The following is a 14,075-nucleotide window of genomic DNA, read 5'->3' as shown; positions in this document are numbered from 1 at the left end:
GACGAGCGTAGCCGTCCTCCGGGCGGCATGACCGGATGCTGCTACTGAGGTAGTAAATACCATCCTACTCGGGTAGCATCGATGCATGAAGGTGAGTGTGAGTCTGAGCGAGCAAGACCTCGCGGCCCTCGACCGTTACGTCGAAGAAGCTGGCCTCGAGTCGAGGTCCGCTGCCGTCCAGCAGGCCATCCGCCGCCTGCAAGACCCGCAGCTGGAGGCGGCCTATGCCGCCGCCTGGGAGGAGTGGGCCGTCGCAGGGGACGAAGACGCGTGGGCGTCAACGTCCTCGGACGGGCTGACCGATGCTGCGCGGTGAGATCCTTCTCGTCGATCTGGATCCGGTGCGCGGCAGCGAGGCCAACAAGCGGCGGCCCGCGGTGCTCGTCAGTAATGATCGGGCGAACACCATGGCTGAACGACTCGGTCGTGGAGTAGTCACCGTCGTGCCCGTGACCAGCAACGTGGAGCGGATCTTCCCGTTCCAGGTGTTGCTGCCAGCCGACGAGACAGGACTGCGGGTGGACTCCAAGGCCCAGGCGGAGCAGGTGCGCTCCGTCGCCGTCGAGCGGGTCGGTTCTGCGGTAGGCCGGGTGTCGCACCGCCTCATGGCCGCGGTCGACGAAGCGTTGCGAATCCATCTGCAACTGTGACCGCGCGACGCGCGGCATGTGCGTGCGTAGTCGTCTGTAATACACTTGGCGTATGAGCGACCCGTTCGACCTGGAAGCGCTCGATGACAACGAGCCCTTCGAGATCGACAGGCAAGCCGCTCATCTGTTCAAGCATCCGCACCTGGGGATGGACGACGTGATCGATGCGTGGAGCAGCGACCCGCTGTTCTACCCGGCCAGGCCGCCCGCTCACTGGCTGATGCTCGCGGAAGTCAGTGGGCGAGTACTCATCGTGCCGCTGGCTCCATCTCGGTCGGGCGATCCGAGCAAGTGCCGACCGATCGGCTGCTACGAGGCGTCTTCGGGCCTCGCCGCTACGTACCGGAGGGACCGTGATGAGCACTGACGACAGCCGGCCGATGACGCCGGAGCAGGAGTACGAGTTCTACGTTGACCCGCGCAACCAGGAGCCCCAGGGACCTCCGCGTCGTCGCAAGCGTCCACTGAGCACGCCCGTGCCGGTGCGCTTCCCAGCGGATCTGCTCGAGGAAGTCAAGCGCGCCGCAGAAGCCGACGATCGTTCAGTCTCGGCCTGGATCCGTCGAGCTGTCGAGCACGAGCTGTCTCGCCCCGCCTGACCCCTGAGCCCAGCACGCGGCCGGCGGCAGTAGCGGATGTCCGCAGTGGTCTCTCGTCCGCTACCTAGCCAGGCGTGGCTTCACCACGCCGCCGTCGAGTCGGGACAGACCATCGACCCGGAAGACGTGCTCCCCGTCCTGCGCCAAGTGTGGACCCGCGCAGCCATCCGCTACCCCGACACTTTCTGGGATCTGGAACCGACTACCCACCGGCGCGCCTTTCAAAACGGTCCCACCGAGGAAACGCCGTGCGCCCCAGCGCTGGCGCAGGCCCTGTATGACGTCATGTCTGACCATTGGGTCCCTGTGCCCGGCGCTATTGAACTGCTGAAGATCCTGAAGGCTGCTGGTACGAAGGTTGGGCTCATGTCCAACACGGCGTTAGACCTGCGCCCGCGCCTGCTCGAGCTCGGCATCCTGCCCTACCTCGACACGGTCGTACTTTCCTTCGAGGAAGGACTCGTCAAACCCGACCCAGCCATCTTCCGCCTGGCGGCCTCACGCCTAGGCACGTTGCCCGCAGACACCATCTACGTGGGCGACACCCCAGCCAGCGACGGCGGCGCGGTCATGGCCGGGATGACCTGCATCCTGGTCCCCACGGTGCACGACCTCCCACAACTGAACGCGGTCACCGCCATGCTGACCCCCTAGGCAACCAGCGGCAAAGTTGGACGATCGTAGCCGTCCTCAGTGCGGCATGAGCGGACGTGTCGTGGACATCTGCTAGCGGCCGTGGTTTGCCAGCCATGGGTCGACGATGGCGTGGTACGTGGTCGGGTCGTCTCGACGGATGCAGTGGCTGACACCGTCGAGGTATCGGACGTCAACGCTGGGGTTGCTGGTGGGGACCGAGTGCTTGGCGAACGGACCGTCGGCGTCGTAAAGGACGAGCGTGGGGCACCTCAATTCTGTAAACACGTCGCTGGCATTGACCTGGCCGAGCTCGAGCTGGTCGATCATGTGTCGGTCAACGTGCGGTTTGCACTCGGCCCACCGGTCGATCTCGTCGTCCGTCCAGGTCGTGTTGCGTCGCATGAGCACCTTCTCCCTCCCTGCGTCAGCCGGGTTGTCGAACCGGTCGAGGAAGGTGTGTTGCTCGTCTGCGAAGCCGGGCGGGGTGACGGTGCCCTGCGTGAGGGCGGGATCTTCAAGGACGAGTGCGCGGACGAAGTCCGGCGCTCTGGTCGCCGCGATGGCGGCGACGCGTCCTCCGAGAGAGTGGCCGATCACGGTCGCCGGTCCGAGTGCGCGCAGGGTCTCGACGAGGTCGTTGACGAAGGTGTCGAGCATGCGCGATGCGGCGGCGGTGTCGAAGCGGGGTGATCCTCCGTGGCCTCGCAGGTCGACGGCGTGGACGTGCCAGGTCGGCGACCACCGTTCGACCGCGTGAGGCCAGGCGGTTCCGGCCTCGGTGAGGCCATGGACCAGGAGCAGGGCTGGCCGGTCCGGGTCACCCCAATTATGGGTCCGCAGGGAGGTCACAGTGCTCCTTAGGTTAGATCGATGGCTTCTTGCCTGCAGAAGAGCAGAATTTTGATCGGCCTGTCAACGACTCATGCGGTGAGCTACGTCGAGCGGGCAGGGCTGAGCGAGACCGCCGTCGCCACCAACCTGCACGGGCGTAGCCGTCCCCTGTCCTCCGCGCGGCAGTAGCGTGCGGACCACGCTCCATGCGGCAGATGAGCGTGTCCGACAGCCTGTCCGTGCTGGCCCCTATCGTCATCACGTGACGTGGGTTGAGCGGTATCCGGAAGAGCGCCTGGTGCCTCACGACCCTTCATGGGCAGCGAAGTTCCTGGAGGTGGCACGGTCGCTGCGCAAGGTGCTCGGGCCAGAGTGGGTCATCGAGCACGCCGGTTCTACCTCCGTGCCGGGGTTGTCTGCGAAACCGGTCATTGATCTGGTACTGCGTCTACCAGAGGGACGGAGCGTCAGTGATGCGATGCAGCCGCTCTTGCCGATGGACTGGACTGCGGCCGTGGAGGTCGGGGACCACTGGGCGATCTTCCATCCCGCCGTTGGACGACGCGATGCGATCGGGCATCTCTTCACGGCAGCCCAGTGGCCTGAGGCTCACATGCGTCTGTTCGCGAGCTGGCTGAGGTCCCATCCCGTCGACGTGCAGCGATACGAGGACCTCAAGCGGGACCTGGTCGCGGCCGGTGTTTGGGGGCCCGACTACACCCGAAGGAAGGCCGATTTCGTCCGGGAGATCGTCAACTCAGCCCGCCAGGAGATGGGACTGCCCCCCAACCACGGGGCGCTCTGACAGGCTGGGGCCGCGCAGCTCAGCCTCCGCACGGCTCGCGGCATGACCGGATGGGACTTGGTGGCGTGGACTCCCCGGAAGCTGCTGGTCGTCCGGACGGTGAATGGCGAGACGTTGTGCGCTCGGGCCGTCCCCGGCGGCCTGTGGAGTGGAACGTGATCTGGGTCGGCGGTGACTCGGTGTTCAGATCATCGCCGAGCGTCTTTTGGTGAGTTGTCGGCGGCTGTCCGGTCATTCCTCGCCTGGGCGACGGTGCGATGACTGTTTCCTCAGTTCGTGTGCGGAGCGCCGGGCTGCCGTGCACACGGAGCGCTCGCACTGGCTAGGGGCGCAATTTTTCAACCTAGTGGCGGCCCGACGATGGTTCGTGTCTCGCTGCCGGGCACCTGGCCGAAGGCATCGGGATCAAAGGGATTCTGGCTGTCCAACCCCGACAGGTAGTCACGCTGGGCGCGGAAGAAGTCCTCGATTCCACCGGGTGTCACGACCGTAATGAACCTGCAGGGTGCGCCGGCGAGATTGGCCACGGCATGGGGGACGTGTCGCGGAAACCACACTAGGCCGCCGGGGTGAAGCGCTCCGCTCCGGTCACCGACTTCGTAGTTCAGCAAACCTTCGAGGCAGATGACGACTTCATCCTCCGCCTCGTGCACGTGCCGCGGCGGCCCTCCGGTCTCGACGAGCCCAGCGATCACAGTGAGGAGGCCGTTGGACTCGCGCGCGGTGACCTTCATGGAAAGCACGGAGCCGCCACCCATGTCCAACTCCTCGAGGGAGTCGTCAGCCGCTAGCGCGTATCCGGGGTGGAGGGTCATGTCCCAGTATGTACCTGTGGTCCGCGCATAGCGAGTCCCGTTCGGACGTTCAACCGCCTTCCGATGCGTAGTGCGACGTACGGCCCAGCTGTCGACACCGGCTGGTGCGGCAGTAGCGTGCGGACCACGCTCAGTGCGGCAGGAGCGTGCGGACCACGCTCAGTGCGGCAGGAGAGTGAACTCCTATCTATTAGCCCCAAGCCGCCTGCTACCGGGGGGAGTGGACGCACGCCTGCCGAGAGTTTGAGCAGTCGCTCAGACAGCACGCTAAGGTGGAGGCAAGGCCAGCGTGAGGAGGCGAGTCATCGTGGCGACGGAACCGGCGGTGACGACGACTGCGACAACGGAGAGGACAGGTTCGGAGCGAGCGAGGCGCCGGACCAACCGGACCGGTGCAGCTACGCGGGAGGCGCTCGTCGCGGCCGCGCGCGCGAATCTGGTCCAGGAGGGCTTCTCCCGGACCAGCGCCCGCTCGGTCGCGGCGCTCGCGGGCTGCTCACAGGCCAGCCTCTTCTATCACTTCGACGGCGTGCCCGACCTGCTCCTCGCGGTGCTCGACGAGGTGAGCGACCGGAGGATGGCCGCCTATCGCCAGCCGCTCCTGTCCGCGCGCACCCCCAACCAGCTCGCCCGTCTCGGCCGCACGATCGCCGCGGAGGACCTACGCTCCGGCGACCTGCGTGTGCTCGTCGAGCTGGTTGCCGGGGCGCCGACGAGCCCTGGACTGAAGGCGGGCGTGGCTGAGCGCATCGACCGCTGGGAAGAGCTCGTCTCGCAGGTGGCGGAGCGTTTCATACCTCGTCCGCTGCGCACAGCCCTCCGGCCGCCTGTCGTCGCGCACGCCGTGGTGGCCGGCTTCCTCGGACTGGAGTTGCTGCGCGACCTGCGCGGGGACGGGACCGGGACCGAGGACGTGCTCACCGACCTGGAGCAGTTCAGCCGGACGGCCGCCGCGATCACAGGCGGTACCCGATGACACGCAGAGACAGGGATCGGAGCGGGCCGGGCGCCTTGATGCTCTGGCTGGTCGGCGGCGCGGCACTCGGACTTGGGGCCGCGTCACTGCCGAGCATCGGCATGCTCGTCCTCCCCGGGGCGGTCCTCATCCTCGGGGCGGCCGGGATCGTGACCCGCGGACGGGGCTGGCCACTCGTGCTCGCAGGCGCTGCGCTTCCGCTGCTCTGGGTGGCCTGGCTCCACCGGCGCGGTCCCGGTTGGGTGACGTATGAGACCGACACCGGCGGAGGCGGGTCCGAACTGCTGGACCCGGTGCCCTGGTTGCTCACCGGCCTGGGTCTGCTGTCCATGGCCGTGGCAAAGTCCCCACTGGTGGCCACGTGAGGTCCCCGCTGGTGGCCAAGTAAACAGTCCCCACCCTCTGCTCGTGTCGTCCATGAGCTGAGCCCCTGGACGGTGAACGGTGGCGGTGTCTAGCCAGTCACCGCACCGCCCAGGGAGCTCCATTGAAGAACATGAGGGAAGAGTTGGACATCATCACCGCCTACCAGAAGGTGGGCACCTACCGCGGGGCCGCCGACATCTGCGGCACCACGCACAAGACCGTCAAGCGGGTCGTGGAACGTCACACCGCCGGTCAGGGCCGCCCGGTCAGGGCGCCGCGGCCGGCGAACTACGAGGCCGTGCGCGCGCTCGTGGCCGGGGACGTGAAAGACACCCGGGGCCGGATCAGTGCCAAGCGGCTGCTGCCCAGGGCCCGCGCGGCGGGGTTCACGGGCTCGGCGCGCAACTTCCGCCGCCTCGTCGCCCAGGAGAAGACGCGGTACCGCAGCGAGCACGGACGCCGGCACCGGCCGGCGTCGTGGTCCCCGGGTGAGCACCTGGTCATCGACTGGGGCGTGATCGGCGGCGTGCACGTCTTCGCCGCGGTGCTGGCCTGGTCGCGGTTCCGGTTCGTCCGCCTCGCCGCCGACGAGAAGGCGGCCACGACGATGGCCATGCTGGCCGAGTGCTTCGAGGTCCTCGGCGGCACACCAAGAGTGGTGCTCGCCGACCGGATGGGCTGCCTGAAGGGTGGCGTGGTCGCCAACCGGGTCGTCCCCACGGCTGAGTACGTCCGCTTCGCCACGCACTACCGGTTCCGGCCCGACTTCTGCGAGGCGGCCGACCCGGAGTCCAAGGGCATCGTGGAGAACCTGGTCCGGTACGGCAAGGACGACCTGGCCCTGCCGCTGCTGCTCGAGCACGCCGGCGCCGGTGGCCTGGCCGCCGGCGCCGCGCGGGTCCTGGCCGACCTCGGTGCCGCGAACGAGCGGGCAGCGGCATGGTGCCAGGAGGTCAACGCCGCGGTCCATTCCGAGACCTGCGCGGTCCCGTCCGACCGGTTGGCCACCGAGGTCGACCTGCTCACCGAGCTGCCCTCGCTGCGCCCGGTCATCGGCCCGGCGCCGGTCACCCGCAAGGTCGACAAGCTGTCCACGATCCGCCTCAGCTCGGCCCGGTACTCGGTTCCGACCGCGCTGATCGGCACCCAGGTGGGCGTGCTCGTCGATGGCACCCGGGTGCTCGTCCTGGACCCCGGCACCGGTGAGGTCCACGCCGAGCACCCCCTCGTGGCGCCCGGTGATGCCTCGGTCCTGGACGAGCACTACGGCGGTGCCCGCCCCGCGGCACCGGTGCGGGCGATCCGCCCGCGGTCCGCGGCGGAGAAAGAGTTCTGCGCGCTCGGCCCGGCCGCGCAGGCGTTCATCGCCGGTGCCGCCGGGGCCGGGCACACCCGCCTGGGTCCCGAGCTGGCCGAGCTCAACACCCTGACCGCCGCCCACGGCGAGGCCACGATGGTCGCCGCGCTCGAGCGAGCGACCGCGTTCGGGCGGTGGAAAGCGGCCGACGTCCGCTCGATCCTGGCCGCCGGCACCGGGCTCCCGACCCCGCGCCCGGCCGGGGACGCTCTCGTCCTCGACCTGCCCACGACTGCGGGACGGTCGCTGGCCGAGTACGCCCCGGCACCGAAGGCGGTGTCCTCGTGAGCGCCTCAACCGTGCCGGTGCTGGATGCGGACCTGACCGCGGGGCTGCGCCGGCTCAAGCTGGCCGCGATGCGACAGCTCGCCCCCGAGCTGCTCGTCACGGCCAAGACCCAACGGTGGTCGCCCGAGGAAGTGCTACGGGCACTGGTCGAGGCCGAGATCGCCGCCCGGGACGCCTCCAACGAGCGAGCACGCCTCAAGGCCGCGGCGTTCCCGGTGCTCAAGACGATCGAGGACTTCGACCTGGCCGCCTCCTCGATCCCGGCCCCGACCTGGGCGTACCTGACGTCCCTGGAGTGGGTCCGGGCCAGGGAGAACGTCACGCTCATCGGGCCCGCCGGCACAGGGAAGTCGCACACCCTCATCGCCCTGGGTCACGCCGCCGTCCTCGCCGGCCACCGGGTGCGGTACCTGACCGCGGCCGACCTGGTCGAGACGCTCTACCGCGGCCTGGCCGACAACACCGTCGGCAAGACCATCGAGACCCTGCTACGCAACGACGTCGTCCTCGTCGACGAGATCGGCTTCGCGCCCCTGGACGACACCGGCGCCCAGCTGCTGTTCCGGTTCATCGCCGCCGCCTACGAACGCCGATCCCTCGGCATCGCCTCCCACCACTCCTTCGAGGACTGGGGACGGTTCCTGCCCGAGCACACCACCGCAGTGTCCATGCTCGACCGCCTCCTGCACCACGCCACCACCGTGCTCACCAACGGCCAGTCCTACCGCATGCGCCAAGCACACGCACGCCGAGGAGGTGAGCTGCCCACCCCCTGATCAACCCGCAGAGGGTGGGGACTTCCACCTGGCCAAAACCGGGGACTTCCAACTGGCCGTTGACAGTCTGCTCATCCTTGCCGGAGGGCTCCTGTTCTTCACCCGCTGGCTCCAGACGCGGCGCATGAGCCAGAAGGATTGAGCTGAGACAGCGCGCCAGGTCGGCCGGCGAAAGCTGACTGGGGCATTGCACAGTCTCGAAAAGTTCCACTCTACGAGCGGCGGTCCATGGCGCGACGCATGCGGCAGTAGCGTGCGGCCACGCTCAGTGCGGCAGGAGCGGATGGCGGCCGTAGCCCCTCGCGGGATACTCCGACGCCCGGTCACGGCTCGTCTGGCTAGCATCCAGGGATGAGCGGAATCGTCTGGTGGGAGATCGAGACAGCGGAACCCGAGCGATTTCAAGACTTCCACAGCGGCCTGTGGGCGTGGACGTTCGAGCCAGCCTTCGCGGATACGTCGCTGGGAGCGGACTACTGGATCATCAAGGCTGACAGCGTGGCCATTGGAGGGCTGCAGCGTTCGCTCGAGCCGGTCAAGCCCTCAACAGGCGGCACCCGCATCTACTTCGAGGTCGACGACCTCGAGGCTGCTTTCGTTGCCATCGCTCAGAACGGAGGGACGATCCAGCGTCGTCGGACTGAGCTAGGTGGCGACGATCGCTGGTTCGGCATCTATAGAGACCCGACCGGAACCTCCTTCGGCCTCTGGACCGCCAATCAGGAGAACCGATGAGGTCGGGCCCCGGCATAGCGTGCGTCCTACGCTCCGCGGCAGTAGCGTGCGGCCACGCTCAGTGCGGCAGATGAGTGCATCCCGAGCAGCCCGCAAGCGCTCCGGCGGTGGGCCCGGTGGCGACGTATGGCTAACGGGCGGGAGTTGAACCGTGACTGCTATGTGGCGAGGTCTGCTGGGCCAGAACAATGAGGGGTGCCGGCACCGACCCGCAAGGTGCGCTATTATCGCCGGATGACGATGACATCGGACGGCATGAGCGTGCCGGCGGCGCCTGCAGGGAGTGACGGGCTGGTGGTGGCGGCGGCGCTGTTCCACGGCCTGTCGGACCCTTCCCGGCTGGCGATCCTGCAGCACCTGACCCTGGGCGAGCACCGCGTCCGGGACCTCACAGAGCATCTGGGGCTGGCGCAGTCGACGGTGAGCGCGCACCTGGCGTGCCTGCGCGACTGCGGCCTGGTCGTGTCCCGGCCAGAAGGCCGCGCCTCGATGTTCTCGCTGACCAGTGCGCCCGAGTTGCTGGGCGTCCTCGACGCCGCGGAGCGGCTGCTCGCCTCCTCGGGGTACGCGGTGGCCCTGTGCCCGAACTACGGCGTCGGGACCGAAGGCAATCCCGCCCCGGACCAGCTGCGAACCCACGCCGGGCAGGAGGAGGGGGTGTGAGCGGCCAGGAGACCCCGCAGCGGGAGGTCCTCGTGGACGCGTGCGGGTGCGAGATCGCCCCGCCGCCTCCCACCGGCGGTGGTGAGGTCGAGGAGCCGGTCACCCGGCTCTGGCAGGTGCGCGAGGTACAGCTGGGTCTGCTCTCCGGTGCATTCCTGGGGGCCGGGTTACTCGCCGGGCTCGCGGGTTGGGCGATCGCGGAGCTGGTGCTGGCTGCCGCGGCGCTGCTGGTGGGCGGGTCCACGTTCGTCCCGGGTGCGCTGCGACGACTGGCGCGCGGCAAGCTGGGTGTCGGCCTGCTGATGACGATCGGCGCCGTCGGGGCGACCCTGCTGGGGCAGGTGGAGGAGGCCGCCGCGCTGGCGTTCCTGTTCTCCCTCAGCGAGGGCCTGGAGGAGTACTCCCTGGCCCGGACCCGGCACGGCCTGCGGGCCCTGCTGGACCTGGTGCCCAAGGAGGCGACCGTGCTGCGCGGCGGCCGCGAGCTCCTGGTCGACCCCGGACAGCTGGTGATCGGGGACGTCATGGTGGTCCGGCCGGGGGAGCGGCTGGCGACCGACGGGAGGGTGCGGACCGGCCGCAGCAGCCTGGACACCTCGGCGATCACCGGCGAGTCCATGCCGGTGGAGACCGGACCTGGTCAGGACGTCTTCGCCGGGTCGATCAACGGCACCGGCGCCCTCGAGGTCGAGGTCACCTCCACCGCGCAGGACAACTCCCTGGCCCGCATCGTGCACGTGGTGGAGGCCGAGCAGTCCCGCCGCGGCGCCACCCAGCGGCTGGCCGACCGGGTCGCCGGCCCGCTGGTGCCCGGCATCCTGGTCGCCGCAGTCTTGACGGTCCTGCTCGGGGCCCTGCTGGGTGACCCCTCGGTCTGGGTGCACCGCGCCCTGGTCATGGTCGTGGCGGCCTCTCCCTGCGCCCTGGCGATCTCCGTGCCGGTCACCGCGGTCGCCTCGATCGGCGCGGCCAGCCGCCGCGGGATCCTGGTCAAGGGCGGCGCCGCGATGGAGGCCCTAGGCAGGGTGAGCACCGTCGCCCTGGACAAGACCGGCACGCTGACCCGCAACCGGCCGGCCGTGATCGACGTCGCCACCGCACCGGGCCACGACCAAGGCCAGGTGCTGGCGTGGGCGGCCGCGCTGGAGGCCCGCAGCGAGCACCCGCTCGCCGCCGCCATCCTGGCCGCCACCGACCAGGTCCCCGCCGCGCAGGACGTGGAGGCGGTCGTCGGCGCCGGGCTGGTCGGCACCGTCGACGGCGCGCGGGTCCGGTTGGGCCGGCCCACCTGGATCGAGCCCGGTCACCTCTCCTCGGCCGTGACCGGTATGCAACAGGCCGGCGCGACCGCGGTCGTGGTCGAGGTCGACGGCCACCCGGTTGGCGCCATCGCCGTCCGGGACGAGCTGCGGCCGGAGGCGACCGAGGTCATCTCCCGGTTCCGCGACCACGGCTACACCGTGGCCATGCTCACCGGCGACAACCAGGTCACCGCCGCGGCCCTGGGCGAACAGGCCGGCATCGAGCAGGTGCACGCCGACCTGCGCCCCGAGGACAAGTCCACGGTAGTCACCGGGCTGCGCGCCCACGGACCCACCGCCATGGTCGGCGACGGCGTCAACGACGCTCCCGCGCTGGCCACCGCAGACGTCGGCGTCGCGATGGGCGCCATGGGCACCGACGTCGCGATCGAGACCGCCGACGTCGCCCTCATGGGTGATGACCTGCGCCTGCTGCCGTTCGCGTTCGACCACGCCCGCCGCACCCGGGCCATCATGCTGCAGAACGTCGTGCTGTCCCTGGCCCTGATCGCGGTCCTGATCCCGCTGGCCCTCTTCGGCGTCCTCGGCCTGGCAGCCGTCGTACTCATCCACGAGCTGGCCGAGGTCCTCGTCATCGCCAACGGGGTTCGGGCCGGACGCGCCAGGCACTTGCCCCACCTTGACAAGGTCCACGACCACGCCCGCCCACTGAAGGCCCGGGTGTAAGAACAGCACGCAGCCACTCCACCAACCGCCGCGGAAACCTGGACCTTCGAGACACCGACCGGAGCGGCAATGTCGGACGCGCCGCAGGCTAGCGTCCTCAGTGCGGCATTATGCACGTGATGGGGGTGGGGGCGGTTCATGATGCTTCGCCGTTCTCGAGATCGTTGAGGAGTTTGCCGAAGAGCTGGGCTCGGTGGGTCTGGCCCTTGGCGTGGGCGTCGTCGTGCTGGGCCTGGAGGGTGGGGCGGAAGGCGATGGTGGTCTGGAAGAAGGTGCAGGTCTCGCAGATGGACTCGAAGGCGCAGTCGAGCTCGGGGGGTCGGGTGCAGTGGCCGTTGCCGAGCATGCGGGAGTGCTCGCGGCGCAGCCGGGCCATGTTGGGTCCGAGGGCGTCGGCGGGCAGGTGGGCGGGGTCGGTGTAGAGGGCGTCGACCTTGTCGGTGACGGCGAAGTACTCCTCGGCGACGGTGCGGTTGGCGATGCGGGCATAGCGCAGGGTCATGTCCATCGAGGAGTGGCCCAGCATCGCGGCGATGGCTTCCAGGGACATGCCGCGGTTGATGGCCTGGGTGGCCAGGGTGTGGCGCAGCTGGTGGGGGTGGATGTGGGCCAGGCCGGCGGCGGCGCCGGCCTTGTTGATCATCCGGGTGACGGTGTGCCGGTCCAGCGCCCGGCCGTTCTCTCTCGGGAGCAGCAGCGGGTGGGCGGGGTCGACGTGGGTGGCCCGGTAGTCCTGGATGAGGGTGAGCACGTGCGGGTGCAAGGGCAGGTAGCGGTCCTGGTGCAGCTTGCCGACCGGCACATGCAGCCAGGGTCCGGTGCCGATGTGCACGAGAGCGTCGGCGGGCAGGGCGGTGTACTCGCTGACTCGCAGGCCGGTGCGCAGCAGGACTTCCACGGTGACGCGCAGCAGCATCCGGGGCTGGGCCTGGGCGGCGCGCAGCAGCCGCGCGGCGCTCGGGTCGTCCAGCGCCTTGGGCAGGGGCCGGTCCTGGCGGGGCAGGTCACCGGAGAACATCGGCACCCGGGCCGGGGCGTCGTCCCAGCCCCACTCGCCGATCCGGATGAAGAACATCCGCAGCGTGCCCAGCCGGCCGGCGATGGTGGCCAGGCCCAACGGGGTCCCGCCGCGGCCGGGGCGGGCGGCCAGCCACGGCTTGTAGGCCTCGATCGTGGACCGGTCGATGTCGGCCACGCAGGTCAGGGTCGGGGTGTGGGTGAGCAGGTAGGTGGCGAAGCAGCGCAGCGACTGGTCGGCGCCGTTGACGCTGCCCGGGCGCAGCACGCAGGCCAGCTGGGTCAGGTAGGCCCGCATGGTGGCCGCGACCTGAGGCAGCTCGGCGGCGACCTGGTCCCAGGTCGCGACCGGCGCGGCGCCGCCGCGCTGGTCCTGGGCGGGGTCGAACCGGACCGGCAGGGTGGTGCTCATCGCAGCCTCCGGAACCCCGGCAGCGCCGGCCGTTCACCGGCGCCCGGCGGCGGTGTCGCGTGCACGCCGGGGACGCCGGCGAAGACCTGGGCGTCGATGACCTCGGCGGCCTTGCGGTACTGGGAGGCCAGCCAGTCGTCGGCCAGGTGCAGGTAGATCCGGGTGGACTCGATCGAGGCGTGACCGGCCTGGGCCTGGACGGCCTCCAGGGCCATCCCTGCCTCCCGCAGCCGGGTCAGGCAGGTGTGCCGCAGCTCGTGGCAGGTGCCGTGGGACAGGCCCGCACGCGTCCGGGCACCGGCCAGGACCTGATCGATACCGCGCACGGTCAGCGGCTGCCCGCGGGTGGGTCCCTTGAGCACGACGAACAACCGGCCGGTCGCGGCGTCGGCGGGTCGCTCGATGGCCAGGTAGTCGGCGACCGCGGTGAAGAACCTGGCCGAGACGGGCACAATGCGTTGCCGCCCGCCCTTGCCCTCGGCGATAAACACCCGCCGTTCGGCAACCCGCAAGTCCTCCAGGCGCAGGCCCAGGACCTCGCAGCGGCGCAGCCCGCCGAGCACCATCGCCGCGACCATGGCCCGGTCCCGGTGGGTGCGCAGGGCGCCGGTGAGGGCATCGACATCGGCCGGGGCCAGGATCCGCGGCAGGGACCGGACCCGCCTGGTCAACGGCACGCCCTGGGAGGGGCGGGATCTCTCCCTGCGGGTCGGCAGCCCCCGGGGCACCGGGTTGGTGACCACGTCCCCGCGAACCTGCAAGAAGGCGTAGAACCCGGAGATCGTGGAGACCCGCCGGGCGACCGTGGCCGGCCCCACCCCGCCTCCGCCGTCGGCGGGCAGCCCCTGGACCACGCCGGCAGGACGGCCGGTGCGCTGGGCGGTGATGAAGGCGAGCACGTCGGCCGGGACCGCCTCGGCCGGGTCTTTGCCGAGCACCGACAGGAAGATTCTCAGGTCGTACGCCGCGGCCAGGACCGTGTTCGGCCGGCACCGCCCGGACAGGAAGTCCAGGTACTCGTCCGCGCAGCCGACCCCGACCCGCAGCACCACCTCGCCCGAGGGCCCTCGCGACCTGACCAGACACGGATCCAGACCCGACATGTCACGACCTCCCGGTCCCTCGACCATCAGCCACACCGGCTGGTCGAAATCTCCCGGA

At 69.9% G+C, this 14,075-nt stretch carries 17 protein-coding genes; 13 read left to right on the top strand and 4 right to left on the bottom strand.

All coding sequences use genetic code 11. From position 1 onward, the window contains the following. Window positions 1–85 precede the first annotated feature (85 nt). The 5 genes from AC5PYY_RS08485 to AC5PYY_RS08465 are packed head-to-tail and all read left to right on the top strand — an operon-like array spanning window position 86 to window position 1,903. Window positions 86–316, top strand: coding sequence for a ribbon-helix-helix domain-containing protein (locus AC5PYY_RS08485; RefSeq protein ID WP_188430346.1), 231 nt, complete (start codon window positions 86–88; stop codon window positions 314–316). After that, the gene (locus AC5PYY_RS08480) at window positions 303–650 is read left to right on the top strand and encodes a type II toxin-antitoxin system PemK/MazF family toxin (RefSeq protein ID WP_114928882.1); all 348 of its coding nucleotides are present in this window, start codon (window positions 303–305) and stop codon (window positions 648–650) included. The genes AC5PYY_RS08485 and AC5PYY_RS08480 overlap by 14 nt, the downstream gene beginning before the upstream one ends. A 52-nt stretch (window positions 651–702) precedes the next feature. Beyond that, window positions 703–1,017 carry a hypothetical protein gene (locus AC5PYY_RS08475; protein ID WP_493896392.1) on the top strand — a complete coding sequence of 105 codons (315 nt, stop codon included), beginning with the start codon at window positions 703–705 and terminating at the stop codon, window positions 1,015–1,017. Next, a complete protein-coding gene (locus tag AC5PYY_RS08470; protein ID WP_493896391.1) occupies window positions 1,007–1,249 on the top strand; it encodes a YlcI/YnfO family protein in 243 nt (80 codons plus the stop codon). Before AC5PYY_RS08475 ends, AC5PYY_RS08470 begins: the two co-directional genes overlap by 11 nt. Window positions 1,250–1,285: 36 nt before the next feature. Further along, entirely contained in the window at window positions 1,286–1,903 is a 618-nt protein-coding gene (locus AC5PYY_RS08465; protein ID WP_493896390.1) for an HAD family hydrolase, read from the top strand. Between the two features lie 72 nt (window positions 1,904–1,975). Here AC5PYY_RS08465 and AC5PYY_RS08460 read toward each other — a convergent pair whose 3' ends face one another. Further along, window positions 1,976–2,734: an alpha/beta fold hydrolase gene (locus tag AC5PYY_RS08460; RefSeq protein ID WP_161937868.1), complete on the bottom strand. Its 759-nt coding sequence runs from the start codon at window positions 2,732–2,734 to the stop codon at window positions 1,976–1,978. 244 nt (window positions 2,735–2,978) lie between these two features. Here AC5PYY_RS08460 and AC5PYY_RS08455 point away from each other — a divergent pair, with 244 nt between their 5' ends. Continuing rightward, window positions 2,979–3,521: a GrpB family protein gene (locus AC5PYY_RS08455; RefSeq protein WP_493896389.1), complete on the top strand. Its 543-nt coding sequence runs from the start codon at window positions 2,979–2,981 to the stop codon at window positions 3,519–3,521. Window positions 3,522–3,859: 338 nt separating this feature from the next. On the opposite strand, the gene AC5PYY_RS08450 is transcribed toward AC5PYY_RS08455, so the two are convergent. Then, window positions 3,860–4,279, bottom strand: a complete 420-nt coding sequence (locus tag AC5PYY_RS08450) for a cupin domain-containing protein (RefSeq protein ID WP_493896388.1) — start codon at window positions 4,277–4,279, stop codon at window positions 3,860–3,862. A 364-nt stretch (window positions 4,280–4,643) separates the two neighbouring features. Here AC5PYY_RS08450 and AC5PYY_RS08445 point away from each other — a divergent pair, with 364 nt between their 5' ends. The 7 genes from AC5PYY_RS08445 (at window position 4,644) to AC5PYY_RS08415 (ending at window position 11,485) form a co-directional block, all read left to right on the top strand. Beyond that, complete coding sequence (locus tag AC5PYY_RS08445) at window positions 4,644–5,312, top strand: TetR/AcrR family transcriptional regulator (protein WP_493896387.1); 669 nt, start codon at window positions 4,644–4,646, stop codon at window positions 5,310–5,312. 101 nt (window positions 5,313–5,413) lie between these two features. Continuing rightward, window positions 5,414–5,677: a hypothetical protein gene (locus AC5PYY_RS08440; RefSeq protein ID WP_493896386.1), complete on the top strand. Its 264-nt coding sequence runs from the start codon at window positions 5,414–5,416 to the stop codon at window positions 5,675–5,677. 122 nt (window positions 5,678–5,799) lie between these two features. Next, window positions 5,800–7,323: an IS21 family transposase gene (gene istA / locus AC5PYY_RS08435; protein WP_493896385.1), complete on the top strand. Its 1,524-nt coding sequence runs from the start codon at window positions 5,800–5,802 to the stop codon at window positions 7,321–7,323. Beyond that, the gene (gene istB, locus AC5PYY_RS08430; protein WP_493896384.1) at window positions 7,320–8,099 is read left to right on the top strand and encodes an IS21-like element helper ATPase IstB; all 780 of its coding nucleotides are present in this window, start codon (window positions 7,320–7,322) and stop codon (window positions 8,097–8,099) included. Before istA ends, istB begins: the two co-directional genes overlap by 4 nt. Before the next feature lie 351 nt (window positions 8,100–8,450). Further along, window positions 8,451–8,834 (top strand): VOC family protein, encoded by a 384-nt coding sequence (locus tag AC5PYY_RS08425; RefSeq protein ID WP_493896383.1) that lies wholly within the window; start codon window positions 8,451–8,453, stop codon window positions 8,832–8,834. 240 nt (window positions 8,835–9,074) lie between these two features. Further along, entirely contained in the window at window positions 9,075–9,497 is a 423-nt protein-coding gene (locus AC5PYY_RS08420) for an ArsR/SmtB family transcription factor (RefSeq protein ID WP_143785162.1), read from the top strand. Continuing rightward, window positions 9,494–11,485 carry a heavy metal translocating P-type ATPase gene (locus AC5PYY_RS08415; protein ID WP_348647747.1) on the top strand — a complete coding sequence of 664 codons (1,992 nt, stop codon included), beginning with the start codon at window positions 9,494–9,496 and terminating at the stop codon, window positions 11,483–11,485. Before AC5PYY_RS08420 ends, AC5PYY_RS08415 begins: the two co-directional genes overlap by 4 nt. 136 nt (window positions 11,486–11,621) lie before the next feature. On the opposite strand, the gene AC5PYY_RS08410 is transcribed toward AC5PYY_RS08415, so the two are convergent. Both AC5PYY_RS08410 and AC5PYY_RS08405 read right to left on the bottom strand, forming a co-directional pair. Further along, window positions 11,622–12,914 carry a tyrosine-type recombinase/integrase gene (locus AC5PYY_RS08410; protein WP_493896382.1) on the bottom strand — a complete coding sequence of 431 codons (1,293 nt, stop codon included), beginning with the start codon at window positions 12,912–12,914 and terminating at the stop codon, window positions 11,622–11,624. Further along, window positions 12,911–13,966: a tyrosine-type recombinase/integrase gene (locus AC5PYY_RS08405; RefSeq protein WP_493896381.1), complete on the bottom strand. Its 1,056-nt coding sequence runs from the start codon at window positions 13,964–13,966 to the stop codon at window positions 12,911–12,913. Before AC5PYY_RS08405 ends, AC5PYY_RS08410 begins: the two co-directional genes overlap by 4 nt. Window positions 13,967–14,075: the final 109 nt, after the last annotated feature.

The sequence above is a fragment of the Serinicoccus sp. JS2-9 genome (genome assembly GCF_059025165.1).
Note: the sequence above shows the minus strand (reverse complement) of the source record. Positions and strands in the feature narration are given on the sequence as shown.

Excerpts from the sequence above, each read along its gene's own strand:
- AC5PYY_RS08485 (WP_188430346.1), top strand. The coding sequence starts at position 86 with ATGAAGGTGAGTGTGAGTCTGAGCGAGCAAGACCTCGCGGCCCTCGAC.
- AC5PYY_RS08480 (WP_114928882.1), top strand. The coding sequence starts at position 303 with ATGCTGCGCGGTGAGATCCTTCTCGTCGATCTGGATCCGGTGCGCGGC.
- AC5PYY_RS08475 (WP_493896392.1), top strand. The coding sequence starts at position 703 with ATGAGCGACCCGTTCGACCTGGAAGCGCTCGATGACAACGAGCCCTTC.
- AC5PYY_RS08470 (WP_493896391.1), top strand. The coding sequence starts at position 1,007 with ATGAGCACTGACGACAGCCGGCCGATGACGCCGGAGCAGGAGTACGAG.
- AC5PYY_RS08465 (WP_493896390.1), top strand. The coding sequence starts at position 1,286 with ATGTCCGCAGTGGTCTCTCGTCCGCTACCTAGCCAGGCGTGGCTTCAC.
- AC5PYY_RS08450 (WP_493896388.1), bottom strand. The coding sequence starts at position 4,279 with ATGGGTGGCGGCTCCGTGCTTTCCATGAAGGTCACCGCGCGCGAGTCC.
- AC5PYY_RS08440 (WP_493896386.1), top strand. The coding sequence starts at position 5,414 with ATGCTCGTCCTCCCCGGGGCGGTCCTCATCCTCGGGGCGGCCGGGATC.
- AC5PYY_RS08425 (WP_493896383.1), top strand. The coding sequence starts at position 8,451 with ATGAGCGGAATCGTCTGGTGGGAGATCGAGACAGCGGAACCCGAGCGA.
- AC5PYY_RS08420 (WP_143785162.1), top strand. The coding sequence starts at position 9,075 with ATGACATCGGACGGCATGAGCGTGCCGGCGGCGCCTGCAGGGAGTGAC.
- AC5PYY_RS08410 (WP_493896382.1), bottom strand. The coding sequence starts at position 12,914 with ATGAGCACCACCCTGCCGGTCCGGTTCGACCCCGCCCAGGACCAGCGC.